This window comes from Buttiauxella sp. WJP83 (assembly GCF_027594725.1).
GTDB classification, from domain to species: Bacteria; Pseudomonadota; Gammaproteobacteria; order Enterobacterales; family Enterobacteriaceae; genus Buttiauxella; species Buttiauxella selenatireducens.
The window spans coordinates 2,500,032-2,525,085 of the sequence record NZ_CP110080.1; the positions used below are offsets into that span (position 1 = coordinate 2,500,032).

The following is a 25,054-nucleotide window of genomic DNA, read 5'->3' on the forward strand; positions in this document are numbered from 1 at the left end:
CAGGGGAATTACGGCATTCCCCTGGCTACCCCGCCGCCCGGTTTTAAATTGCCGCTGCGCGGTAAACCCCAGCTTATCCCCAACGTTCAAGGTCGTTCGCGACTCGCTCCCGGCGATCGCTCACTGGCGTGGTTCCCGACCACGCCACCCTGACTTATGGGGAACACTGGGGCAATTTATACCGGGAACAAGGTCAAAAACCGGTTCGGTGACTGCATATAACGAAAGACTTCAAGTGAACGGAACCTTCACCACACTGACATAATCAACCGCCCGTCAAAAATGTAACGACCACTCGGTCGCAGCCCCCCATTTTTGCTACCCCCATAACATATTCCCAACTTAGCCGTTGCACTGAACACATTCATCCGCATGATGTCGCCAGTTCCCTCCTGATGAAGATAACGATGATTTCCGTTGCTTTAGTTGATGACCACGTTGTGGTGCGTTCCGGTTTTGCGCAGTTACTGAGCCTTGAGAGTGATATTGAGATTGTCGGGCAATACAGCACTGCCGCCGAAGCATGGCCCGCGCTGATAAAAAGTCAGCCCGATGTCGCGGTGCTCGACGTCGCCATGCCCGACGAAAACGGTTTGAGTTTGCTTAAACGTCTGCGCCAACAGCGCCCTGGTTTTCGCGCCATCATCCTCAGTATTTATGACACGACCGCATTTGTACAAAGTGCGCTGGATGCGGGTGCTGGCGGGTATCTCACCAAACGTTGTGGCCCTGAAGAACTGGTACAGGCTGTACGCACCGTCGGCATGGGTGGCCATTATTTGTGTGCCGATGCGCTACGTGCCCTGCGCCATGCCGGGCAACCGGCCAAAGTTCTGGAAGTCCTCACCCCGCGCGAACATGAAGTTTTCGACTGGCTGATTAAAGGTGAAAGCGTGAAGCACATTGCTGAGCAACTCAATCTCAGCCACAAAACAGTGCATGTTCATCGCGCCAATATCCTCGGAAAATTGCAATGCGAAAGCACCATCGAACTGGTGCATTTTGCCCTTGAACATCAACTATTAACCGGACACTAAATGTCTCGTTCGTGGCGTCATCTGCTGCTATCGCTGTTTATTGTTTTTGCCTGGGGGTTAACCTGGCTTGCCCTGTGGACGATAAGTTTTTATCTCACCAATAATGGCCAGCAAGCCACATTATTGTTACCGCAAGGTGTCCACCTGGCGTTGCTGATTTTACTGCACCGACGCTACTGGCCTGCCCTGTTTATCCCGGTGCCGGTGATGCTCACCTGGCTTTGGCAACAGCAGTTGATGACCGAACCGGTGATGTTGCTTTCCCCTTTCATCAGTGCCATTCCTGCGTTATTTGTTCAGCATTACTGGCACCGTTTTACGCTCTACTGGCAACGGTTATCGCTACTGATGGCGGCGATCGCCAGCGATGCGTTACTCCATACCTTAGCGTTAACGCCGTTTATCAACAGCTCCGCTTCCCAAACCTTGCTTGATGCGTTTACCGGCGGCGTGGTGCTCACGCCATTTGTCTATTTGATTTATGAATACTTGCGCCAACAGCATCTGGAAAGTCTGCTGGCACAGGAAACACCGAATCCGCCACTGCGCACGTCGTTACTGGTCTGGTGCAGCCTGTTTTTCATCATTGGCGTGGGTGCGCAAATGGTGGTGTCGCCTGAAATCGAACGGCTTTTGCTGATCGTGGTGTTTTTGCCAAACGTGGTGATGGCGTACAAATTTGGCTGGCAAGGCGGTGTGCTGGCGGCGTTGTTGGGCAGCATGATGATTACCATCGCCCGGCAAATTGGCAGCGGATTTAACGGGCTGATGGAGATGGAGCTTTTCCTCTCAACCCAGGCGCTGCTGGGCATTGGGCTGGGGATTGCGATAAGCCGCCAGCAGCATCTGGCGAACAATCTGCACCGCTATCGCCAACGGCTGGAGGTGGAGCTGCAGGCAAGGCGCGAACTGATGGAGCAACTGGTGCACACGGAAGAGGACACCCGCAAGGACCTGGCGCGTGAACTGCACGACGAAATCGGCCAGAATATTACTGCGATTCAAATCCAGTCGATGCTGGTGAAACGCACCGCCAGCGGGGAGTCCACGGTTCTCGCTGCCGAACAAATCAACCAACTCGCCCAGCGCATTCATCACTCAACCCGTCATCTGCTGCGCCAGCTTCGCCCTCCTGTCTTAGACGAAATCTCACTCGATGAAGCGCTCCACCATTTGATACAGGAATTCGCTTTTACCGAACGCGGGATCCGCTGCCGTTTGCATTACGCCCTACCAGGCCAACCCGCAAGCGAACCCGTGGTGTTCACGCTTTATCGCCTGGTGCAGGAATTACTCAATAATATCTGCAAGCATGCTAACGCCAGCCTGATTGAGATCTCACTGACTGAGCAACCCTGCGGCGTGCGCCTTGAAGTCAAAGACGATGGGGTCGGTTTTAGCGGCAACGCCCATTCCGGACAAGGTTTACGCGGAATTGCCGAACGCATCCGCGCATTGGGTGGCGATTTGCAGCTTGAAAGCCAATCCGGCACCCGCGTAATTGTTAACTTGCCCACACTTTTCCAACAAATTCAGGGATAACCAGGAAAAATTCCTGGTTGACTAAAACCTTGTCTCATCCCCTTTTCTTCGCCGTTTTCTATAGTCGTTTCAATCCAGAGGAACCCCAGGATGTCTGAGCAAACTATTGGTCGTGATTATCGCTACTGGCGCCCACGTTTGCTGCTGTCGATGGTCGTGGGATACGCGGCTTTTTACCTGACACGCAAGAGCGTCAGCTTTGTCCTTCCGGCTATGCAGGTCGATTTAGCGTTAAGCAAAAGTGACATCGGCCTGCTGGGCACGCTGTTTTATCTGTCCTACGGCTTGTCGAAATTTGCCGCCGGACTGTGGCATGACCGCCGTGGCGCCCGCTGGTTTATGGGTGCCGGCCTGTTGGCAACGGGCATATTGAATATTTTGTTCGCCTTTGGCAGCAACTTGCCGATGTTGCTGATTATCTGGACGCTGAACGGCTTCTTCCAGGGATGGGGATGGCCGCCATGTGCAAGGTTGCTGACACACTGGTATTCGCGCAATGAGCGGGGGTTCTGGTGGGGCTGCTGGAACACGTCCATCAATCTCGGCGGTGCGGCGGTTCCGCTGATTTCAGCGCTCATGGCGCTGTGGTATGGCTGGCAGGCGTCGTTATTTGTCTCCGGTGGCATCGGTATCCTCACTGGTATTTGGCTGTGCCGCAGCCTTGCCGGTACGCCACAAGAAATGGGATTGCCATCGGTGGGCGTCTGGCGGCATGACCCGCTGGAGATGCGTCAGCAGCAGCTAAGCCCTGCAATGCCGCAGTGGCAGATGTTTCGCACGACGGTGCTGCAAAACCCGATGGTCTGGCTGCTGGGCGCGAGTTATGTGCTGGTGTATCTGATTCGTATTGCGCTGAACGACTGGGGCAACATCTGGCTTTCAGAAAGCCACGGCGTGAATTTACTCAGCGCCAATGCCACGGTGATGCTATTCGAAATGGGCGGATTGCTGGGCGCGTTGTTTGCCGGATGGGGTTCAGACCTGCTGTTTCGCGGACAGCGTGGGCCGATGATTTTGCTGTTTGCCCTCGGGCTTTTTGTTTCGGTCGCCGCCCTGTGGTTATCGCCCGTTCACCACTACGCGCTGCTGGCGGTCTGTTTTTTTGCCATTGGATTTTTTGTCTTCGGCCCGCAGATGCTGATTGGTCTTGCCGCCGTGGAATGCAGCCATAAACAGGCGGCAGGCAGTGTCACTGGATTCTTAGGTTTATTCGCCTATTTGGGCGCAGCACTGGCGGGATGGCCGCTGTCGCAAGTGATTGAGCGTTACGGCTGGTCGGGAATGTTCGCGCTGTTAACCGTCGCCGCTGCGCTGATTGGTTTTTTGCTGATGCCGCTGTTGATGGCGGGTATCAGCGCGCAGGACAGGAGTGTAGGTGCCATGGATCCGGCAGTGACCTTATCTCAGGACCCTTTATTTCAGGACAAATAGGATAATAAGATGAAACTGACCGTGCTCTCTTCTCTGGTTGCTGCTGGTGTTGCGTTGGCTACCCTGTCCGGTGCCGCGCACGCCAAAGGCCGTCTGGTGGTCTATTGCAGCGCCACCAATGAAATGTGTGAAACCGAAACCAAAGCGTTTGGCGAGAAATACGACGTGAAGACTTCGTTTATCCGCAACGGCTCCGGTAGCACACTGGCGAAGGTGGATGCCGAGAAGAAAAACCCGCAGGCCGATGTGTGGTACGGCGGTACGCTGGACCCACAATCTCAGGCCGGTGAAATGGACCTGCTGGAACCGTACAAATCGGCAAACCTCGAGCAGATAATGCCGAAGTTCCAGGATCCTGCGAAACGCAAAGGCAACTACTCCTCCGCGGTCTATATCGGTATTCTTGGTTTTGGTGTGAATACTCAGCGCTTGAAAGAGAAAAACCTGCCAGTGCCGAAGTGCTGGAAAGATCTGACGAACCCAATCTATAAGGGTGAAATTCAGATTGCTGACCCACAAAGCTCCGGCACTGCATATACCGCTCTGGCTACCTTCGCGCAGTTGTGGGGTGAGGATCAGGCGTTTGATTACCTGAAAAAACTCAACGGCAATATTTCCCAGTACACCAAATCAGGAATTGCCCCGGCACGTAACGCTGCGCGTGGCGAAACGGCCATAGGCATCGGCTTCCTGCACGATTACTCGCTGGAAAAAGAGAATGGCGCACCGCTGGAGCTGATTTCTCCGTGCGAAGGCACGGGGTATGAAATTGGTGGCGTCAGCATCCTGAAAGGGGCACGCAATATGGACAACGCCAAACTGTTTGTTGATTGGGTGTTGTCGAAAGAAGCGCAGGAACTCTCCTGGAAAAAAGGCAAGTCTTATCAAATCCTCACCAACACCACCGCCGAAAGCTCCCCGCTTTCCCTCAAGCTTGATGACCTGAAGCTCATCAACTACGACATGGACAAATACGGCGCGACCGACATGCGTAAAGCGCTCATCAGTAAATGGGTTACCGACGTGAAGATGGGTAATTAACCCACCAGCAGGTGACGGCGTCACGTCACCTGCTCCATTTTTTCTTTCGCCCGATGAGGCACTTATGTCTGAAACTTTACTTTTGCGTCCTGCGCGAAAACGGGACGCTATTCTCTGGTGGGTGGGTTTGTGCTGGCTGGCTTTTGCTCTGCTGCCAAGCTGGAGCCTGGATTACGGCCTGTTCGAATCGACTCGCGAAGAGCTTTTTGATGCTTACAGCTGGTCGGGGCTGAATATCAGCCTGCTGTGGTACGTTTTGCCTTCTCTGTTACTATTGCGCCCGTTCAATGAACTGGGGCCAGAAAAACGTCAGCGTCACTATTTTGATGCGGGTTGGGCATTGTTCTGCATGGCCTTTATTGTGGTTAGCGCCACCGTGACAGAACGCGGAATGGGCTATGCCACTATTGTGTTGTTTATCGCCCTGGGCATGGTTATCACTCTCGCGCTGACACGCCTGGAATGGCTGGGCGGCGACAGTTTTGTGATTGGTTCACTGGTCGCGATTATCGCGCTGATTGGTGTGTTCATCGTCTGGCCAAGCATCGCGATTTTTATTCCGATGTTTACCACCGATACCGGTGAATTTGCCCCGCTGGCGTTTATGGCGGTGCTGAGCCAGGCACATATTATTCAGGTCATCATCAACTCCATCGCGCTGTCGATTGCGGTGGGGATTGGCTGTACGTTCTTCGGTCTGGTTCTGGCGATTTACACCACGCGCATTGCCAAACGCAGCGCGATTATTGGCCGTATTTTCTCCATTTTACCTATCGTCACCCCACCATTCGTCGTCGGCCTTGGCGTCACGCTGATGATGGGCCGTTCAGGTTATGTGACCGAGTTGATGGTTGACTGGTTTGGGCTAACCAATACCAACTGGTTGTACGGGTTTACCGGTATCTGGCTGGCGCAGGTTCTGGCCTTTACGCCCATGGCGTTTATGATCCTCGATGGTGCGATTAAAACCATTCATCCCTCTCTTGAAGAAGCGTCCTATACCCTGCGAGCCACACGCTGGAAAACCTTCAAAGGGGTATTTTTGCCGCTGCTGAAACCGGCACTGGCAAACGCCTTCTTGATTGTGATTGTGCAATCACTGGCTGACTTCAGTAACCCGCTGGTATTGGGCGGCAACTTCGACGTGCTCGCCACGCAAATCTATTTCTACATCACCGGTTCGCAGCTTGATTACCAGGCCGCCAGTACGCTCGGCGCATTCCTGCTGGTGTTCTCGTTGATGGTGTTCTGCATTCAGTACATGTGGATTGGTAAACGCTCGTATGTCACGGTTTCCGGTAAATCCAACCGTGGCGACGTGCAGCCGTTGCCGGTCACGCTGGTGTGGGCAGTGGTCGCGTTACTCACGGTGTGGATTGCGTTTAACGCCCTGCTCTACGGCAGCATTTTCTACGGCAGTTTCACCGTCAACTGGGGCGTGGATTACACCCTGACGTTCGATAACTTCATCAAACTGTTTGGCCAGGGGATGAGCGACGGCGCGTGGCCTTCTCTGCTCGACACCTTGTTATATGCCGGTATTGCCGCACCGATTACCGCATTCTTCGGCTTGTTAATTGCGTGGATTGTGGTGCGCCAGCAGTTCCGTGGCAAAAAGACTATCGAGTTCACCACCATGTTGTGCTTTGCCGTGCCGGGTACCGTGGCGGGCGTTTCCTACATCCTCGCCTTTAACAGTGCACCGGTTTACCTCACGGGCACCGCAGCCATTGTGATTATGTCGATGGTGATGCGTAACGTGCCAGTCGGCATTCGCGCTGGCATTGCCGGGCTTGGGCAAATCGACAAATCGCTGGATGAAGCGTCGCTGAGTCTGCGTGCTGGTTCGATGCGCACCATCATCAACATTCTGCTGCCGCTGTTACGGCCGGCGATTTTGTCCGCGCTGATTTACAGTTTTGTGCGGGCGATTACTACCGTCAGCGCCATCGTGTTCCTCGTAACGCCGGATACGCGAGTCGCCACCGCTTACATTCTTAACCGCGTGGAAGATGGCGAATATGGCGTGGCCATTGCTTACGGCTCGATTCTTATCGTCGTGATGCTGAGCATTATTTTCATTTTTGACTGGCTGATTGGTGAAGCGCGTATCTCGCGTTCTAAAGCCAAAACCAACGCGTGATGATGGAGTAAAACATGACACAACCTCATTTTGTAGAACTGCGCAATGTCACGAAACGGTTTGGCAATAACACCGTCATTGCAGGCATTAATCTGGCGATCCCTAAAGGGGAAATGGTGACGCTCCTCGGGCCATCTGGCTGCGGGAAAACCACCGTGCTACGCCTGGTGGCAGGGCTTGAAAAACCGACCGAAGGGCAAATTCTTATTGATGGCGAAGATGTGACGCACCGTTCCATTCAACAGCGCGACATCTGTATGGTGTTCCAGTCGTATGCCCTATTCCCGCATATGTCGCTGGGCGATAACGTCGGTTACGGGCTGAAGATGCTTGGCACGCCGCGTGCAGAAATTAAAATCCGCGTCAAAGAAGCGCTGGCAATGGTGGATTTAGACGGTTTCGAAGACCGTTTTGTGGACCAGATCTCCGGTGGACAACAACAGCGTGTAGCGCTGGCTCGCGCCCTGATCCTGAAGCCAAAAGTGCTGCTGTTTGATGAGCCGCTCAGTAACCTTGATGCCAACCTGCGCCGCAGCATGCGTGACAAAATCCGCGAACTGCAAAAGCAGTTCAACATTACGTCGCTGTACGTCACCCACGACCAGAGCGAAGCCTTTGCGGTTTCCGATACGGTATTGGTGATGAACAAAGGCGAAATCATGCAGATTGGCAGCCCACAAACGCTTTACCGCCAGCCTGCTTCCCGCTTTATGGCGAGCTTTATGGGAGATGCAAACGTGTTCCCGGCACGTTTTGGCAGTGATTTTGTCGAGATCCACGGCTACCGTTTACCCCGCCCGCCACAGTTAACAGCAGCACAGGCAATAGGCACTGTTGGCGTACGCCCGGAGGCGATTACGCTCAGCGAGCACGGTGAAGAGAGCCAGCGTTGCGTGGTGCGCCATGTGGCGTATATGGGGCCGCAATACGAAGTAACCGTAGAATGGCACGGCCAGGCGTTGTTGCTACAGGTGAACGCCACCCGTTTGCAGCCGGACGTGGGAGATAATTACTACCTGGAGATCCACCCGTACGGCATGTTTATTTTGGCAGATGCGGCGTAGCATTGACGTGATTACCACTGCGGCGGGTGACGTTTACGTTTACCCGCCTCTTCAATAGTCACCCGAGTGAATAATTTCTCCGCAGTAATATTTATTGTTTCTTGAGCAAACTCCACACTAAATCACATCAAATTTAAATATTTATCTTATCGTGCAATTTCATTAAATAATTCATGCGCTTCCCTTTTCCAATCCTGACATTGTCATGTCAGCGTATATTACAGTAAAGACCGTTGACTTGTTAATTAAGCAGAAACGTATAATAAGGAAAATATACGAATGCCAGGAGTGTGGATGAGATGTATAAAAGTATGACTGTTCGTGATGTACTAAGCTACGTTGATGATAATTTTGACAAAGGCATTGACATTAATGACATTACTAAACGTTCTGGCTATAGCCGGAGACATATTCAAGTATTGTTAAAGCAGTATATCGGCATCCCTATTGGTTTATATATCCGCCAACGACGTATTGCCAAAGCCTCTTTTTTGCTTAGACTGACTCATACACACCTTATTGATATATCACTAAAATTAGGGTTCGACTCACAACAGTCTTTTTCCCGTGAATTCAAAAAGGCGACAGGCTTAACGCCTATGCAATACCGAAAAAATTCGACATGGGATTTATCTTCTTTATACGGCGGCTTACCTTTAAATGAGATAATGATAAATTCAGTGCAATTCATTACATTGCCTGAAGGTTATATCTCAGGATTTCATCATAATCATGCGGTGTCTATCCCACCTGAGCGCCACTCACATATTAATCGTTTAAAAACGATACTTGATAAACTCGTTAAGGAAAAACAAGACATTATAACATTAACCGAGTTTATGCCTCACGAGGACTCAATAACGAGCCTTAAAGTAAAAACGGTTATCGGTATGATAAATGATATTGCGGGTTCAAGTTATAATCAATGTCACTATTCTGCGGGTACTTACGTCTGCTTTTCATTCAAATTCACTCCTGATGATTACGCTTCATATACCAGACACATCTACCTGACACTTTTACCCAAGTATAAATTAACCCGCAGATCAAGCCCTGACATTGAGATCTTTCATTACAATGCCGAAAGCGAATCTTCAAACTTCATAGAATGCACCTACTACATTCCTGTTGAACCTCCATTAGGTGAAGAAGTTTTACTCCGCTCATCCATAATGCCGCTGAATTAAAGTATAGGTAGTCATTAATCTGCCAGCACTGGATGAGTTAAATGAAAGTATGGTTCTTCATTCAATTAACTCATCATAAATTACGTGCCCCTTTTGATGAGTGCTCAGGCTATCTGTAAGCCTGGTGACCAGTGATGTTCAACTAACCTGCCAACGTTGTCTTCAACTGAGATATGCAATTGAGCGCATTCCCCTGGCGCTAAATTGAACAATAATTGTGTCAGCGAATGCCGGGAACCTGCACGATATAAAACAGGTGTTTTATGGAAGGTTCTGTAGATTCCGTTATTTGTTTTGCTGAGCAATTCTATTGTCATCAATCCCGAAATATCCTTTTCAAACTCAGCAAAAACAGTGGCATGATGAAGCTCATACTCTTTGTAATGAGAGACCCATATTTTATTTTCAGCTGAACGATGAACTGAATGCATAATAAACCCCGTCAAATTCATTGGTAATTGATGTTAAAATAAACGAAGGTGTTGATTTTTCCTGGCCTAACATTATTCCCAAATTGATAGTACTGTGCAGAAAAGGGAATTGAGTATTTCCCCTCGCCATGATTAATCGGAACGAATTTTGTTTGCTGATTAAAATTTATCGGTCGTTGTTTATCATCCAATATCTGGACCCCGATATTTCTCGCCCCGTCGTGAGCCAAATTTAGCAAAACACCCTTACTACTATGACTGCTCGCAACCGGAGCAGCCCAGTTTAGGGAAAAAGTGGGGGTTGAAGGCATATCTCCCTGACATACCAGGTTTATATCAAATGGTTTTCTTCCTGCCACGCTACCCTGCTTTGTAAACTTATTCAGTGCCACATCAGGCAGGATGACCTTACTCCAATGCTTATTAGTCACATCGCAAGAACTTCGTAGAATATTCACATAGGAGGCAGGTAATATAATATCAATAACAGGCACCGACTGCGTTCCACTTGTGATTTGCAAACTTATATTGCCTGTGGAAATGCTTGTGTTGATATTGTCCCCTGTCTTTATTAACTCAATACTGATTTTGCTGCCTTTTAACTCATCCGCCGTGGCACTGAATTCAGAAGGCCATGGAATGATTCGTCCTGTTGACAGCTCCAGCGTGACTTTAGCCCCAATTCCTTTTACGTTTGTTTGCAATACCCCAGGTAAGACCAATGCCGATTTATCACCTGTTATTTTTGCGGAAAACAACATACTCTGGCTACAGTTTTGGGATTGAATGCTCTGCACGGAATACGTCCGTGAATGTAACACTGCACCTGGCTGGGCTGTTCGCTTCATCATTATCGTTTCAGGTGAGGCAATAATTCTTTGGCTGCTCAAATTACAGTTTGCACTCACACTGGAGCACACCGAAAACAATCCTAAAAAGAGCCACTTCAAACGGTTTATCGACATATCGCCTCCTGCGTTTTAAGCACAACAGTGCATTTATCCTGTCCTGTGGAAATATAAACTTCAGGAGAGTGTGTCTCATCGATATATAACATTCCACCCTGCCCAACATAACCAACATGGTTGTTTTTGTTGTCACGGATAGTCGCACCAAAGGGTAATATTTGTTGGCCCTGTAGCCGTGGGCGAATAATTTGTTGTCGATTCATTTTTGTTTCGAAAACCACGGAGACGACATTTCCCTGGTAAGGAGCGACCTTACTTTGCGTTTTCGCAAAGGAGATCCCCTCCTCAGCACCTTTGGGATCAATGATGATTTCATTCACGCGCCACGGGCGTAACCACGGCATGATGGCATAACCGTTACTGTCAAATCGGGTTCCCGGAACACCATCAAGATGAGCGCCTTTAGCATCTGGCGCGTAGACCAGCGCGAGGGTGTCTGAGCGCTCCGGCGAAAAGGTCACACCTCCAGCATGACCCACCACCAGGCCACTGATACCGGTACTTGCCTGATGCCACGAACTCCCCTGGCTCCAGGTTCCATTTATCATGGTGTACGGTGAGCGCCAGGTTCCATTTGCTCCCCAGTCCATTTCGCCACCACGGGCATAACTGGTATTCGCTCCCCAGACGAGATTATTCTCATAGTCTGAAGTGGTGGTGAACCCTAAACGGGTATTGTGAGCTTTTCCATTATTGCTGTACGTCTCAGAAGAAATATGTGTATAGCCAGAATTAGACCTGGGCAGATAATAACTAAAGATAAGCGATACCTGATCGTCTTTTGAGACAGAGCCGAAATCATCCTCATTCCAGAAGCGTTGCGCTGAAATGTTCCATGTCAGATTACCCCAACTATTGGTATATCCCATTGCGTACTGCCGATAGCTATTTTTCTGATCCCAATATTTCTTGATAGACCCTGATAAATAAATCGAACCCCATTGTTCAATTAATGGTTGATTCACACTTACGCTATAGGACTGTTTTTCTCGTAATACCTGATATTCGTTATTTGAATCCAACTCATCAAGCGCATCACGCTGGCCATAATAATGTTGAGAGTTCATTTTCCCCTCAAACCACAGCGAGGTCTGCGACCAGGGGATCGTTCGATTATAGCTAATACGATACTGCTGCCCCTGGTTTTCGCGCTCATCGTCATTAAAACGAGAGTGCGTTATATCCAGGGCTATCGCCCCCCATGAGGTATTGAGACCACTGCCAAGCAACGCGGATTGATAACGCTCAAATCCAGACGCCCCAGTGTAAAATGTCAGAGTGTTATTCACTCCATATTGCCAGGACACCTGCGCGGCAAGAGGATCTTGTTCATTATCGCTCTCATCAACCGCCCCTATGGACAGGTTATAGCGTGAGACGCCAGGCTTGAGCAGTTGCGGCACCGTAGAATATGGGACTGAAAAACGACGAATACGCCCGTCAGATTCCTGCACGGTAACCAGTAATTCCCCTCCGGTATTGGCAGGCAATATCGAATCTATCGCGAACGGCCCTGCCGGTACTGAAGTCTGGTGAATGGTTCGCCCATCCTGCGTCACGGTGATACGTGCGTTTGTTTCTGCAACGCCACGAATAACCGGAGCCCAGTTAAGTGTATTATCCGGCCGCATCTGGTCTTCAGTTTCAAGCGCAATCCCGAGCAGGCTTATTCCATCAAACATCTGACTATCAGTATAAAACTGGCCCGCGCTGAGCATGGATTGCCAGCCAACGATGGGACGCTTTAACGTCGTGCGATGACTTGAATAATGCGTACCGCTACGATTGTCCCAGTCGAGACCCCCTAAATGCTCCAGTAGCCATCCGCCGGCGCTGCCACGAACATCCATTCCCAGCCACGCGCTATCGGAGGAGTTGTGGTTGTCACCACGTTGCTTCGCGCTGTAATAGTCCGCGCTGTAACCCAGGCTAATGGCGGGGATCCCCTGCTGCCATAATTCAGGTTGAATATAATTGCTGTCACTTTCAGACAAATAAGCCTGAGGGATCTCAAGGTGTAAATCGAGTTGAGCACTATCAAGTCTCTCACGGGCACTACCACTGGTGTCCCATTCCGCGATGTTTCCACAAAACGATTCACGCTCCGCCAACTGTTTGTTCATCTTCTGGGAGTTGATACCGATATTATTTAAGAGTTGCCCGGAATAACAACTCACCAAAGAGTTTCCAGAATTTTTTGTAAATATGAGCTCCTGACGGCCACGCCATATATTATTAACATAAATATTAACAATATAACTTCCGGGTGCTAACTCTGTCGTGTTAAATGAACTCAGGTCATTATTTTTGGCATTCCCCATTAAGATGGCATTATCGAATTCGAAGCGAGCATTATTTTCAGCGTGAGTTTCCATAGAAAATAATGAACCCTGTAAAATCAACAGCGAAGTTATGGTGAGCTTTCTCTGAAATAAATCCCTTTTGCACAAAACCATAATCATTCCTTTTTATTTGTTAGCCACAACCTTTGTTTCTACAACTCCGCCGTAATCATTCACCGCCTGAACCAGAAGGGATTCTCCTTCTTTGACGTTATGCTTTATCAATACCTCCTTGCGGCTTTTAGGATCTATCATTAGGCCCTCTGCCAACAGGCTAGTGCCTGACAGGGTGCGAACATCTGAAACCGTAAGAAAGAAAGGCGTCGGGTTAATCAGCGTGATGTCGTTATGATTGAGTTGGAGTTTTAATTTCTGCTCCGCGCCCTCTCTATCTCCCAACCCCTCAGGGCGCCAGAAAAATTTAAACCGCGAGCGAATAACCAGATTTAATATCGCAGCATTATCAACGATTTTGGTTTTATCGACCGAAGGCACATCCAGTATATTCAGCCACCAAAGCGACTCTCTATCAGTAACAGGAATAACCTCGCTGGTGATTTTCTTAATTCTTATGGATTGACCATTGTCTGCATCAACCCTGACAATCGGCGGTGAAATAACAAATGGCGTAGTGATGGTTTCAGGTAATGCATCTGCGTCGCCCTCGTCCAGCCAAACTTGCGCTAATGACGGTGAACTCCCCGTATTTGTCATTTGCACTGTAATTTCACTGGCATACTCGGGATAGACAAATCGCGTACCATTAACGATAATATTATTGGCGTACGCACTCCATGATGAGAGTAGAACCAATAATGAAAATAAAATCTTCATTCAGACCTCGACCATAATTAATGCCATAGTGAAAAGCACTATGGCATTGTGAGATTATATATACTTAATGGTATAACTTAATTGAGTCTGAATTTTACCCGGAGTGACATAGTTTTCACCAAGCTCACTTGGCTTAATATAACCCACCTTAAATGAGTAGGTGAATTCATTATCATCATCGTCTTTACTTCGGTCTCCCCTGTCCGGCTTAATCTGCAGAAGAGGGCCGTTGAGATCTATTTTGCTGCCTTCAGCATTCATTAGCATCAGGGCTGCATTGCTCGCCCCTCCTTTGAGATTATTTAGCATATAACCGTCAGTGCTTATCCTTCCCATTTTCGCCAACTGAAGCACAGGCCTGACACCATGACTAATATAACAATCATCAATTTTAATGTTGAAACGTTGTATGTTTACAGCAGCGTCTTTTTTAACATTATTATTTACAACCGATTCTAAAGTTACTTTTTTATTTTCATCGCCGCTCTCTATTCTGCATGAATTCGCAGAAACTGTTCCATTAAAAAATATTTTGCCACTACCGACATTATCGAAATGGCTAGCCATAACAGAAGGCGCAGCTAACGCACAAGCAATTAAAGAAACAATGGATACCTTATTCATAATACTTTCCTCATTTAAAGAGTTATTCTCTACGAGATCAGTAAATTTGATTCATCATACTCTTTTCGTGTATTGAATCAGGCTTTCGCCTATACGCTATTATGAATAAGCTAATGTCTCTGTACATAATATATTAAACGTATTCATTAAAAATAAGACATATCGATTAGCTATTTACTATAAGAAGAGAAGGCCAGCGAATGAACAAGAAGCCTGTTTAACAATTCGGAAAAAACGATCATTCACTCTGCACAATAAGCCAAATAAAGTCTGTGCTATAAAAATATATTCCACCTCAAATCAGGACTCATCACTCATTTTATGGCGTTTGATGACATGGCATTAATTATTCAAAAGGAAGTGACCTGTGAGCGAAATTGACAAAAAAATATTTCTAATAACTAACCGATCGTTACAAAACCATTTACTGCTTAATTTTCTGGCACAAAAAAGCGATGTCCCTGTTGTTTTCCTTGATGTTAATCACCCGCACATTCCCGAAGCAAGTGAAGATTCAATCATCTTGTATGACGTCCAGGCATCCAGCCGCCGGGCAAGCAAGCGCTGGTCTGAATTATTAAATCGCAGTAAGGATAATTTTCGTGGCCATCTTATCAACTGTCCAAAATCTCTTTCGGTTTATGAAAAAATGGCCTGGCCCTTCTTTGAGTCAATGATTTTCTGTGATTGCTCAACGGAGGTACTATTAGACTTGATCAGTAGTACAGAATCGACGCCGATTAAGATGAGAGGAAGATATTTATCAAAAAGCTCGCTAACTTCCTCCACCACACATGAACGCATTAATAATTTAACAGAGAGGGAATGCGAAATACTCAATGAGATATGTAAGGGGGAGTCAAATTTTAGAATTGCCAACAATTTTTTTATTAGTGAACACACCGTCAGAACCCATATTTATAATATCTTTAAAAAAATATCAGTCTCTAACCGTATCCAGGCTGCAAATTGGGCAAACGACAGATTGAATAAGTCCGACAGCAATTTATAAGCACGCGCATTTAACTGAAAAGTTTGAAAAACAGCGGTATGGATTGAGGTGAAGGGCATGACCAATAATGCCCCCACCTCTATCCTTTCTGTCACGTAAATCTGCGATTTACAACAATCCGCAACGCCTTTTACTACGGTCGGACGCCTGCTGATACAGTTCAAATTCATCGGCAACCGGTGCGCCCAGAGCCTCTTCAAAGGCGGCTCGACTCGAATGACCGTGGCTGCGTTGACCGCCTTCACTGCCTAAATTCGACTGGAAAATCCCTGCCGCACTGACGGGCAGGAAATCTTCATAAATAATCGGCTGCGCCACTAACCAGCCACGCTCAATTAATGGCTGAGGATCGTCACCTGCTTTAATCGACTGGCGGTGAGTTTCACCAACGGGGGTTAAACGATAACGGAAATAGGCTAAGTCCTGGCAACGCATCAGCGTATCGCTATCTGGCAGACGGGCGAAAATTTCTTGTAAATGCCGCTGATGGCTAAAGTTATCTTGCCCGCTCCCCGCCTCATTGAGCAGTTCATCGTACAACGCGCGCCCTTTCGGGGTTAATGCCACCCCGCGCTGCTCAATTTCCCCGAAGCGTGCGGTATGCGTACCGTGATGAACACCGGCAAAAATTATCGGTTCTTCGAGCGCTTTAAAACTGGTTTGGCGCAGCAATATCGGGAACATTCGGCGTGGCGGGCCTTCAATAATCGCTTTCGGCGCGATGCCATATTCCGGCATCAATGCTTGGACCCGGTCGATATCCAGGGTGCGCGGCGTCAGGTGGTTTATATGGCACCCCCGGAAGCAGACCACATCGGCAATCAGGCGGTGTTGCTGATGGAATGCCTGATATGTCTGCGCGTCTACCGTGGCATGGCTGTGCCAGCGGAAGGTTTCCAGCGCCTGCTCCACAAATTCATTGGCCTGTGCTTCGCTAAAAGCCCCCTGCTGGTCGTAGATATCGAGTAACGCCAGGCAACGCGGTGTGAAAATATTACGTTCTGCAAGAATCGCCGCCGCGGTGTTTCGCAACGCCGGGTCGTCAATTAATTCAAGACGTAATAATGAGGTGAAAATGCGAAACGGGTTGCGCGCCAACGCCGCATCGTCTATTGGGCGAAACGCCGTGGAATGCACCGGAACGCCCGCCTGCGAGAGGTCGTAATAGCCAACCGGATACATGCCCATCACCGCAAATACGCGGCGTAAGGTCGCCAGTTCTTCTGCTTTACCTACGCGAATCGCGCCGTGGCGCTCCACATTCAGCCGCGCCAGTTCATCGGCATTTTCCAACTGCTGTTGCAAATCGGGACTATTTTCCAGTACCGCCAGATTCACATCGGCGACTAACTCTAACAAGGTTCCATACTGCGGCACCTCTTGCTGGTACATCGCCGACATAGCTTGCGAAAATTTTTCTCGAATATCATCAGCCGTGATGTTGTTCGCCATGATGTCGTATCTCCAGTGAATATTGCTGAAAGCGTAGAATGTTGTGCGGAGGTATAGGGCGAAGAATTTTCGTTTTGTGATCAACGATACAACCCAGCATCAGAAGTAATGCTAACCGCTTATTGCATAACTAAAAGCTATGTAACACCACGCTTAAATTCACTTTAATTTAACAAATTATTAACTGAGACTGTGTGAGGAGATATTCAAAAACATAAAACATCCTTCTTGCCGGAGTACCTTATGTCACAAATCTGGAAACCTTCTGAGCTTGTCCATCGCGACTACGATTCCCACCCACCGGCCTACGCACCCGGGTATAAAACCAGTGTGTTGCGTTCACCGCGAAATGCGCTGATCTCGTTACAAAACTCCCTGTCTGAAATCACTGGCCCGATATTTGGCGCGAAAGATTTAGACCCTCTGGATAACGATTTGATCATGAATTACGCCAAAGACGGTTTGCCGATTGGTGAGCGGATTATTGTGCATGGCTATGTGCGCGACGGTTTTGGCCGCCCGATGAAAAACACGCTGGTGGAGGTATGGCAGGCCAACGCAGGCGGGCGTTATCGTCACAAGAAGGATAAATATCTTGCGCCCATCGATCCTAACTTTGGTGGCTGTGGCCGCGTGCTGACCGACGAAAATGGCTACTATTTTTTCCGTACCATCAAGCCAGGCCCTTATCCATGGCGTAACCAGGCCAGCGACTGGCGTCCTTCTCATATTCACTTTTCGCTGTCCGGTGAATCTTTCGCACAGCGTTTGATTACGCAAATGTATTTTGAAGGCGACCCGCTGATCAAACAGTGCCCGATTGTGAAAACGATCAATAACGACGATGCCATCCGCACGCTGATCGCCGAACTGGATACCCATGCAGCGGTGCCGCTCGATTGCCTCGCTTATCGCTTTGATTTGGTGTTACGCGGTCATCGCGCCACATTGTTTGAAAACCGCACCCAGGGAGCCGTGTGATGAAAGATTATTTAGCGGAAACCGCCTCGCAAACCGCAGGCCCGTACGTGCACATTGGCCTGGCTCCACAAGCGGCTGGTTTCAATATTTTCGAGAAAAACTTTAGCCATGTGTTGACCAACTCCCACACCCAGGGCGAGCGGATTATCGTCGAAGGTCGAGTGTTTGACGGCTCTGGTACGCCAGTGCGTGATGTGTTGCTGGAAGTGTGGCAAGCCAATGCCGCCGGGCGTTATAACCATCCAGCAGATCAACAATCCCATAAAGAGCTGGATGAGGATTTCCGTGGCTGGGGGCGTAGCTGTTCTGATTTCGACAGCGGCGTCTGGCGTTTTGACACCATCAAACCTGGCGCAGTAACTGGCCGCGATGGGCGCACGATGGCGCCACATTTGAACCTGTGGATTGTGGCGCGCGGGATTAATATCGGCCTGAATACGCGGATGTATTTTTCGGACGAGCAAACCGCGAATGAGAGCGATCCGGTGCTGAATTTGATTGAGTGGGAAGTGCGACGTAATACGCTGATTGGCAAGCGTTCGATGCGTGGCGACGAGGTGGTGTATACGTTTGATGTGTATCTTCAGGGAGAGAGGGAGACGGTGTTTTTTGACGTATAAGCGAGTTCAGGTTCGTGAGTTGATGTGATGTCAGAGGTTTTCCGTTCATCTTTCGCTGTGATTACAGGGAAAGATGAACGGAACAATCTCGACCCCTCACCATTTGTTATCAAATAAACCTAAATGTTAATTATTTTTTGCTAGCAAGTTATCAAAATCAAACAACTTACCTTGTCAGCGCAGCGGGTCTGTTTTTAACATCAGGTTATGGAAAAAAACGGTTTGTTCAGTCAGCGCATTCGATTGCGCCATCTTCATACTTTCGTAGCTGTCGCTCAACAGGGAACACTGGGGCGTGCGGCTGAAACACTCAATCTTAGCCAACCTGCACTGTCGAAGACGCTTAATGAGCTTGAGCAGTTAACTGGCACGCGTTTATTTGAGCGTGGGCGGCTTGGTGCGCAAATGACGTTGATGGGCGAGCAGTTCCTTACCCACGCCGTTAAAGTGCTGGACGCGTTGAATCACGCCGGGCAGTCGCTCAATCAGAAGGATGGCCAAAGCACTGCGGTTATTCGCGTGGGTGCGCTGCCCACCGCTGCACTGGGCATCTTGCCAAAAGTTATCGGCCAGTTTCATAAGCAACAAATCGACGTGACGGTGCAAGTGGCCACCATGAACAACACCATGCTGCTATCAGGATTAAAATCGGGCGAGCTGGATTTAGGTATTGGCAGAATGTCCGACCCGGAATTGATGACCGGGCTGAATTATGAGCTGCTATTCCTCGAGTCACTAAAACTGGTGGTGCGTCCCGGTCACCCTCTCCTGCAAGAAAACATCACGCTGAGTAAAGTGATGGAATGGCCGGTGGTGGTTTCACCGAAAGGAACAATCCCGCGTCAAAACGCTGAAACGCTGCTCTCCAGCCAGGGCTGTAAAATGTCTGCGACCTGTGTGGAAACGCTTTCTGCCTCGCTTTCACGCCAACTTACCGTGGATTATAACTACGTGTGGTTTGTGCCATCGGGCGCGGTGAAGGAGGATTTACGTCAGGGCATTTTGACGTCGCTGCCGGTCGCGACGCAGGGTGTCGGTGAACCGATTGGGATATTAACCCGAGTGGATACGCCGTTATCTCCCGCCGCACAAATCTTGCTGGCCTCAATACGTAAATCAATTCCAGGGTGAAATAAATATCTTCCGGTATAGCCGGAGGATATTTATTTATGTTCACTACATCAGGGCATGCTGGCCATTATGCTGCCATTCCCAGCACTCCTGACTTTCCGTGTTAATAATGTTGAGGCAGTGAAATGAATGGAGGCTGGCGTACAGAGCGAAGAAGTGTGACAGCACGCTTCCCAGCATATAAATCTCACCTTCACAGACAAAAGGCGCTGGATTTACCCACAGTGTGGTGGACAACCCCCGAACTGGCACGCCTTTAAACAGGCGGTCAACCGGGCAGGATTCTATTTTTTCGATGGCGTCTAATTTTTGAGAGGAAAGCCGGGCCTGCTGTGGGTGATGAATTCCGGGTATATCAAACGTGCGCAGTATCTGGATCAGCGCCTCTCTGTCGAGCAACGACAGGTAATTCAGATTCATGCAGGAAATAAGCGACCAGTGCATATCGTCATCGGTCACCGGATGCAACGGGCGTGTTGGGCGGGTGACATTGCGAAAAGATGCCACTGCCGGATTTTTGTTAACCGCGACACAGATATCACCGATATTCAGCGAAACGGGCTGCATTCTGTTAGTGCATATCAGCGATGCGGTGAAAACCTCCCCTTCCACCAGAGAACTCTCCGGCAGCTTGCCATCGGCGTGGACAAAGGCAATGGCATGCTCCAGGCCGCTGTGAAACAGAGACGTTTTGGTGCGGTGATGCCAGTAAATCACTTCACGCTGGCGACTGTATTCTATCTGATGCTGAAAGCCTTCGAATTCGGGCCAGTCACGCAATCTGTCATCCGCGTCAGTCATGCTGTCCGAACCAGAGTTCTTACTGGAAACCGATTTCACCTGAAAAATATCGTAATGCGCCGGGTTTTGCTGGCCGGCCCGTAACGGATATTGGGGCGTGCGGCCATCGGGGCTGACAGGTTCCGCCTCGTGGGCAAACAGGTTTACTGCGGGTGTGCAGTGCAGGCGCAGTGAACGCTTATTCAGTTTGATACCCACAGGCAACGGTATGTTAAAATGAAGGCGTAGCGTGAAGGCTTTTGTGGGGAAATCGTCCGGTAAACGCGCCGCATCCCGCAGATGAAAGAAGAAGAAACTTTCCGGGTAGCAAAAATACTCCTGAAGAACCCGATAACCATTATGGATATTTTTCGGCCACGGTAGCAGCGCGTCTTCACGTTCAAAACCTGCGGCATCCAGCCAGAGATCCGGAAGCGCCAGACGATTTTCCCCGGCGACCAGTTCCGCATCCATTAAATGTTCGCTGAACCACAGGTAGAGCTGCTGGCGGCTGTAATCATCTTCATTCCCCAGCCAGAAAGTCAGTTTATTCAGGTCAATCGAACCGGGAGTAATGTTGCCCTCCGTCGAAAAATCAATCTCGATCATACCCTTTTTCAGGCTGCTGCTGTTTTGTACATCCCGAACAGACAGGGGTTGTAGCCAGGCATCTCGCGCCAGAGTGAAATAGCAAGCAGGCGTCGCAGTAGCGTTATCCTCCCCCAGCGTATTACGCCCGGCGGAGGTTGTACGCACGGCACCAGAACAAATGAGCTCATCACGGCGAACCTGAACAGGTGCTGAAAGCCGTGTCATTACCGGTTGGTACTCAATGACAGCCATTGAGGGCACAGGGCGCAGATAATTGGCCCACAGCATATTAATCAGGCCATGCGTGAACTCAGGGAATTGATCCTCCAGTTTTTCCCGCAAACCACTGGAGAGAAAGGCGAAAGCCTCCATCAAGCGCTCAACGTCCGGGTCGCCCCCCTTCCCAGCCAAAAACTGGGCCAGGTGAGGTTTCTCTTTTGCCAGAAGATTCCCAAGTTGACGCAGGTAATCCAGTTCTTCCCGGTAATAACGTTCTTCGAAAGCCATCGGATTTATTCCTCTTTCCAGTAATGGTAATTATCCTGTTAAATAAAGCGTCGCTTTACTTCCTTTCCGTTATTATGAATTCCACCTTCTGCTCTGGCGCTCAGGAAATCGCATGTTACGCGCCATAAATAATATTAAAAGCGCTTTTTTCACATCTAAAAGAGAGATATCCTCAATCGCTTTCACGATAACAGCCAATAACAAAAAATCCGTTAACCTGATGACAAGATTGAAATAATACATTAATTCAATAAATATTATTTATTCATCAATTAAATAAATTAAAAGAACCAACATATATTCATTAAATTTATGACTAACGGCGTAAACATTCATTCATGACGGTTATTTTAGATGCACGGGTATTATCCATAATTATTCCATTTCATTTTTTGAATACGGACTGAATAACGCAGTAAAAAACAAGTTGTCAGTAAGGAGTTACGTTTTTACGGGAGATGGCGGTCGCCGGAAACTTCGGCGGTAGCGTGCCTGAAAGCGAGCGTAACACTGTACTGCCACAACCGCTGGGTAGTGACAGTTTTTTATGTGGATACACCAGGGAGGTTATATGTCCTTAAAAGGGTTACGTTTTACACTGGAAGTGGATGGGCTGGCAGAAACGGACACCGCGGTCCTCCGTTTCCATCTCGCCCAGCATTACTCACAGCCCTTCCAGCTTAATGTGGATATCGCCAGTACTCTTTCTGACCTGACGGCGACCGATTTTCTCGAAAAAAATGCCACGCTGACGGTCTGGCAGGGAACGCAGACACAGCGCACCGTCAGCGGCATTGTCACCGCCGTAACGGTGGGTGAAAACAATCGCTGGCAGACGGGCTATCACCTGATGATTTCCCCGCCACTCTGGCGCGGTGGTTTGCGCCAGAACTTCCGCATCTTCCAGCAGCAGGATATCAAAAGCATTACCTCCACCCTGCTCAGTGAAAATGGCATCACGGAGTGGACGCCGGTGTTCTATGAGCCGCATCCGGCAAGGGAATTCTGCGTCCAGTACGGTGAAAACGACCTCGCTTTCCTTTCACGTCTGTGGGCCGAAGAAGGCATTTTCTTCTTTGACTGGCACGCGCCCGAAGGCGCAGAGCAAAAACTGGTGCTGACTGATGATGTGGCCGGCATTTCCGGCCAGGCCACGCTGCCGTTCAATCCCAATATCACCACCGGTGTCACCACCGAATGCATCAGCCAGTTTCGCTATCACGCGCAAATCCGCCCCTCTTCCGTCGAAACTCAGGACTACACCTTTAAAACACCGGCCTGGGCTGCGTATTACAACCGCGCGGGCGAAAACCTGAACGGCCAGCTGACGCAGTATGAAATTTTCGATTATCCGGGGCGATTCAAGGACGAACAGCACGGGCGGAATTTTGCCCGCTATCAGATTGACGGATGGCGCAATGATGCAGAAATGGCGGCGGGTTGCAGCAACTCACCAACACTGTGGCCGGGAAAACGCTTCACGCTGACCGGGCATCCGTCTGAGGCGTCAAACCGGAAATGGCAGGTGGTGCAAAGCACCCTGAGCGGCGAGCAGCCGCAGGCACTGCATGGCAGCCAGGGCCGCGGAACGACCCTGAACAATCACTTTAACGTGATACCGGCAGACAGAACATGGCGGCCAAGCCCGCAGACAAAACCCAGAGTGGACGGCCCACAGAGTGCGCTGGTCACCGGTCCCGCGGGGGAAGAAATCTTTTGTGATGAGCATGGACGGGTGCGGGTGCGCTTCCACTGGGACCGCTACTGCCCGGGGAACGAAGACAGCTCGTGCTGGGTACGTGTCTCGCAGGCCTGGGCCGGAGCCGGATTTGGCAACCTCGCCATCCCGCGCGTTGGCCATGAAGTGATAGTCGACTTCCTCAACGGTGACCCGGATCAGCCAATCATCATGGGGCGAACGTATCACCAGGACAATCGCTCACCAGGTGCCCTGCCCGGCACTAAAACCCAGATGACGATACGGTCGAAAACCTATAAAGGCGACGGCTACAACCAGCTAATGTTCGATGATGCGACCGGCAATGAACTGTTGTCGATGCATGCCCAGAAGGACATGCAGGTTAAGGTGCTCAACAGCAAGGATGAACGGGTGAACTATGACCGGACTGTCAGCATCGGGCATGACGAATCACTGGTGGTGGCGAATGACCGAAAAGTCACCGTTGACGGAAAACAGGATCATAAAACCACCAAAGATCACGTCAGTCTGGTGGAAGGCAACCATGGGCTGGAAGTCAAAGGCGACCTGGCACAGAAGATAGCCGGCACGTTGGGCGTCAACGCGGAAGGTGACATCGTCTTCCAGAGCAAAAGCAAAATCAGCTTCCGTGTGGGTGGCTCGTTTGTGGTGATCCATGCCGGTGGCGTGGACATAAAAGGCCCAATAATTAACCTGAACGGCAGTGGCAGTCCTGGCGATGTGATATTGCCAATGCGCCCAATTATCCTCAAATCAGCCGCGGGTAAAGGCACCATGTTTGTCTCCCATTGCCCACAGGAGGATCAGTGATGGCGGATACAAAGCGTTATGCGGTTATTGACGGGGCGATTGAAGAAGGCGTGATGGATTTTCTGGCTCAGGCGGATGTGCCGTACTGTTGCCTGTATGCGGAACCCATTCAGCCAGAACTGGTGAAGCTTGCGCCTTACCTGGTGGAAGTGGCGCCGGAAGTGGAAGCATGGCTGGAACTGAAAGAGACGCCGTGGGGGCTATTTTTAATCTCCGAAATGTCCCTGCAAAAATTGCAACAGCATCTTCGGCACTTTTTGTGGGTCACTATTCCTGAACAGGAAAAACCCGTCCTGTTTCGTTTTTATGACCCACGAAACATAGGGACCATGATCGAAGTGATGACCCCGCGACAACTCAGTGTTTTTACATGCCAGTTGTCAAAAATTGAGACAGGGAATAAGGGGGAATGTCGTGAGTTCGATTTCAGCACCACCGGTATTCCTTCTCCTGCTGGCCTCAACATTTTTGAAGTTACGCCTCTAAAACTTACCCGTAGGCAGTATGAGAAGCTTAATATGCAGTCGCAGGAAAATTATATTAATGAGCTTGTAGACTTTATTAGCCAGCTACCAGTAAGTATATCAGCAGTCTCAGTCAATCACCTTGCAGAGGAGTACCTTTTATTCTGCCACTCATACGATATTACTGATGACCACTCTATTCGCCAGATGGTGAAACTATTAATAGAAAGCAACATCCATAACACGCAGGATATTACTGATCGCTGGCTGGATGTTCTGGATGATAATTCAAAGCCGGGTTACAACCGGGTACAAGAATTGATGACAAATAAAGGAATATGA

20 protein-coding genes are annotated in these 25,054 nt (G+C 49.4%); 13 read left to right on the forward strand and 7 right to left on the reverse strand.

Going from position 1 to position 25,054, the window contains the following annotated elements:
* The first annotated feature begins 407 nt into the window (after positions 1–407).
* The 7 genes from OH773_RS11590 to OH773_RS11620 all read left to right on the forward strand — a co-directional run bounded on the left by OH773_RS11590 (position 408) and on the right by OH773_RS11620 (position 9,445).
* A complete protein-coding gene (locus OH773_RS11590) occupies positions 408–1,037 on the forward strand; it encodes a response regulator transcription factor (protein ID WP_270138771.1) in 630 nt (209 codons plus the stop codon).
* Positions 1,038–2,579: an MASE1 domain-containing sensor histidine kinase gene (locus OH773_RS11595; RefSeq protein ID WP_270138773.1), complete on the forward strand. Its 1,542-nt coding sequence runs from the start codon at positions 1,038–1,040 to the stop codon at positions 2,577–2,579. It abuts the gene before it with no gap.
* Between the two features lie 90 nt (positions 2,580–2,669).
* Complete coding sequence (gene uhpC, locus OH773_RS11600) at positions 2,670–4,010, forward strand: MFS transporter family glucose-6-phosphate receptor UhpC (protein ID WP_270138776.1); 1,341 nt, start codon at positions 2,670–2,672, stop codon at positions 4,008–4,010.
* Between the two features lie 9 nt (positions 4,011–4,019).
* A complete protein-coding gene (locus OH773_RS11605; protein WP_270138778.1) occupies positions 4,020–5,051 on the forward strand; it encodes an ABC transporter substrate-binding protein in 1,032 nt (343 codons plus the stop codon).
* 64 nt (positions 5,052–5,115) lie between these two features.
* Positions 5,116–7,194 (forward strand): ABC transporter permease, encoded by a 2,079-nt coding sequence (locus OH773_RS11610; RefSeq protein WP_270138780.1) that lies wholly within the window; start codon positions 5,116–5,118, stop codon positions 7,192–7,194.
* A gap of 14 nt (positions 7,195–7,208) precedes the next feature.
* On the forward strand, positions 7,209–8,258 hold the full coding sequence (fbpC, locus tag OH773_RS11615) for a ferric ABC transporter ATP-binding protein (protein ID WP_270138782.1): 1,050 nt from the start codon (positions 7,209–7,211) through the stop codon (positions 8,256–8,258).
* 299 nt (positions 8,259–8,557) lie between these two features.
* Positions 8,558–9,445: a helix-turn-helix domain-containing protein gene (locus OH773_RS11620; RefSeq protein WP_270138784.1), complete on the forward strand. Its 888-nt coding sequence runs from the start codon at positions 8,558–8,560 to the stop codon at positions 9,443–9,445.
* 104 nt (positions 9,446–9,549) lie between these two features.
* Here OH773_RS11620 and OH773_RS11625 read toward each other — a convergent pair whose 3' ends face one another.
* From OH773_RS11625 to OH773_RS11645, 5 genes are read right to left on the reverse strand one after another with little or no spacing between them, the layout of a single operon-like run.
* Positions 9,550–9,876 (reverse strand): hypothetical protein, encoded by a 327-nt coding sequence (locus OH773_RS11625; protein ID WP_270138786.1) that lies wholly within the window; start codon positions 9,874–9,876, stop codon positions 9,550–9,552.
* Positions 9,877–9,893: 17 nt separating this feature from the next.
* Positions 9,894–10,841, reverse strand: coding sequence for a fimbrial protein (locus OH773_RS11630; protein WP_270138788.1), 948 nt, complete (start codon positions 10,839–10,841; stop codon positions 9,894–9,896).
* A complete protein-coding gene (locus OH773_RS11635) occupies positions 10,832–13,306 on the reverse strand; it encodes a fimbria/pilus outer membrane usher protein (RefSeq protein ID WP_333482164.1) in 2,475 nt (824 codons plus the stop codon). The genes OH773_RS11630 and OH773_RS11635 overlap by 10 nt, the downstream gene beginning before the upstream one ends.
* 6 nt (positions 13,307–13,312) lie before the next feature.
* A complete protein-coding gene (locus OH773_RS11640; protein WP_270138793.1) occupies positions 13,313–14,020 on the reverse strand; it encodes a fimbrial biogenesis chaperone in 708 nt (235 codons plus the stop codon).
* Positions 14,021–14,074: 54 nt separating this feature from the next.
* A complete protein-coding gene (locus OH773_RS11645) occupies positions 14,075–14,644 on the reverse strand; it encodes a fimbrial protein (RefSeq protein ID WP_270138795.1) in 570 nt (189 codons plus the stop codon).
* 367 nt (positions 14,645–15,011) lie between these two features.
* On the opposite strand from OH773_RS11645, the gene OH773_RS11650 reads away from it, so the two are divergent.
* Entirely contained in the window at positions 15,012–15,656 is a 645-nt protein-coding gene (locus OH773_RS11650) for a LuxR C-terminal-related transcriptional regulator (protein ID WP_270138797.1), read from the forward strand.
* A gap of 108 nt (positions 15,657–15,764) precedes the next feature.
* Here OH773_RS11650 and hglS read toward each other — a convergent pair whose 3' ends face one another.
* Positions 15,765–17,108: a 2-oxoadipate dioxygenase/decarboxylase HglS gene (gene hglS, locus OH773_RS11655; RefSeq protein ID WP_270138799.1), complete on the reverse strand. Its 1,344-nt coding sequence runs from the start codon at positions 17,106–17,108 to the stop codon at positions 15,765–15,767.
* Between the two features lie 243 nt (positions 17,109–17,351).
* Between hglS and pcaH the strand changes: the two genes are divergently transcribed.
* From pcaH to pcaQ, 3 genes are all read left to right on the forward strand, one after another.
* Positions 17,352–18,089, forward strand: a complete 738-nt coding sequence (gene pcaH, locus OH773_RS11660; RefSeq protein WP_270138801.1) for a protocatechuate 3,4-dioxygenase subunit beta — start codon at positions 17,352–17,354, stop codon at positions 18,087–18,089.
* A complete protein-coding gene (gene pcaG / locus OH773_RS11665; RefSeq protein WP_270138803.1) occupies positions 18,089–18,709 on the forward strand; it encodes a protocatechuate 3,4-dioxygenase subunit alpha in 621 nt (206 codons plus the stop codon). Before pcaH ends, pcaG begins: the two co-directional genes overlap by 1 nt.
* A gap of 207 nt (positions 18,710–18,916) precedes the next feature.
* Entirely contained in the window at positions 18,917–19,840 is a 924-nt protein-coding gene (pcaQ, locus tag OH773_RS11670) for a pca operon transcription factor PcaQ (RefSeq protein ID WP_270138805.1), read from the forward strand.
* A 45-nt stretch (positions 19,841–19,885) separates the two neighbouring features.
* Here pcaQ and tssF read toward each other — a convergent pair whose 3' ends face one another.
* Complete coding sequence (gene tssF / locus OH773_RS11675) at positions 19,886–21,718, reverse strand: type VI secretion system baseplate subunit TssF (RefSeq protein WP_270138807.1); 1,833 nt, start codon at positions 21,716–21,718, stop codon at positions 19,886–19,888.
* Between the two features lie 571 nt (positions 21,719–22,289).
* Between tssF and tssI the strand changes: the two genes are divergently transcribed.
* Together tssI and OH773_RS11685 are read left to right on the forward strand one after the other, a co-directional pair.
* On the forward strand, positions 22,290–24,248 hold the full coding sequence (gene tssI / locus OH773_RS11680) for a type VI secretion system tip protein TssI/VgrG (RefSeq protein ID WP_270138809.1): 1,959 nt from the start codon (positions 22,290–22,292) through the stop codon (positions 24,246–24,248).
* Positions 24,248–25,054 (forward strand): DUF4123 domain-containing protein, encoded by an 807-nt coding sequence (locus OH773_RS11685; RefSeq protein WP_270138811.1) that lies wholly within the window; start codon positions 24,248–24,250, stop codon positions 25,052–25,054. The genes tssI and OH773_RS11685 overlap by 1 nt, the downstream gene beginning before the upstream one ends.

Excerpts from the sequence above, each read along its gene's own strand:
- OH773_RS11625 (WP_270138786.1), bottom strand. The coding sequence starts at position 9,876 with ATGCATTCAGTTCATCGTTCAGCTGAAAATAAAATATGGGTCTCTCAT.
- hglS (WP_270138799.1), bottom strand. The coding sequence starts at position 17,108 with ATGGCGAACAACATCACGGCTGATGATATTCGAGAAAAATTTTCGCAA.
- uhpC (WP_270138776.1), top strand. The coding sequence starts at position 2,670 with ATGTCTGAGCAAACTATTGGTCGTGATTATCGCTACTGGCGCCCACGT.
- fbpC (WP_270138782.1), top strand. The coding sequence starts at position 7,209 with ATGACACAACCTCATTTTGTAGAACTGCGCAATGTCACGAAACGGTTT.
- OH773_RS11620 (WP_270138784.1), top strand. The coding sequence starts at position 8,558 with ATGTATAAAAGTATGACTGTTCGTGATGTACTAAGCTACGTTGATGAT.
- OH773_RS11640 (WP_270138793.1), bottom strand. The coding sequence starts at position 14,020 with ATGAAGATTTTATTTTCATTATTGGTTCTACTCTCATCATGGAGTGCG.
- tssI (WP_270138809.1), top strand. The coding sequence starts at position 22,290 with ATGTCCTTAAAAGGGTTACGTTTTACACTGGAAGTGGATGGGCTGGCA.
- OH773_RS11590 (WP_270138771.1), top strand. The coding sequence starts at position 408 with ATGATTTCCGTTGCTTTAGTTGATGACCACGTTGTGGTGCGTTCCGGT.
- OH773_RS11595 (WP_270138773.1), top strand. The coding sequence starts at position 1,038 with ATGTCTCGTTCGTGGCGTCATCTGCTGCTATCGCTGTTTATTGTTTTT.
- OH773_RS11645 (WP_270138795.1), bottom strand. The coding sequence starts at position 14,644 with ATGAATAAGGTATCCATTGTTTCTTTAATTGCTTGTGCGTTAGCTGCG.
- OH773_RS11635 (WP_333482164.1), bottom strand. The coding sequence starts at position 13,306 with ATGATTATGGTTTTGTGCAAAAGGGATTTATTTCAGAGAAAGCTCACC.
- OH773_RS11630 (WP_270138788.1), bottom strand. The coding sequence starts at position 10,841 with ATGTCGATAAACCGTTTGAAGTGGCTCTTTTTAGGATTGTTTTCGGTG.
- OH773_RS11610 (WP_270138780.1), top strand. The coding sequence starts at position 5,116 with ATGTCTGAAACTTTACTTTTGCGTCCTGCGCGAAAACGGGACGCTATT.
- pcaG (WP_270138803.1), top strand. The coding sequence starts at position 18,089 with ATGAAAGATTATTTAGCGGAAACCGCCTCGCAAACCGCAGGCCCGTAC.
- pcaH (WP_270138801.1), top strand. The coding sequence starts at position 17,352 with ATGTCACAAATCTGGAAACCTTCTGAGCTTGTCCATCGCGACTACGAT.
- OH773_RS11605 (WP_270138778.1), top strand. The coding sequence starts at position 4,020 with ATGAAACTGACCGTGCTCTCTTCTCTGGTTGCTGCTGGTGTTGCGTTG.
- OH773_RS11685 (WP_270138811.1), top strand. The coding sequence starts at position 24,248 with ATGGCGGATACAAAGCGTTATGCGGTTATTGACGGGGCGATTGAAGAA.
- tssF (WP_270138807.1), bottom strand. The coding sequence starts at position 21,718 with ATGGCTTTCGAAGAACGTTATTACCGGGAAGAACTGGATTACCTGCGT.
- pcaQ (WP_270138805.1), top strand. The coding sequence starts at position 18,917 with ATGGAAAAAAACGGTTTGTTCAGTCAGCGCATTCGATTGCGCCATCTT.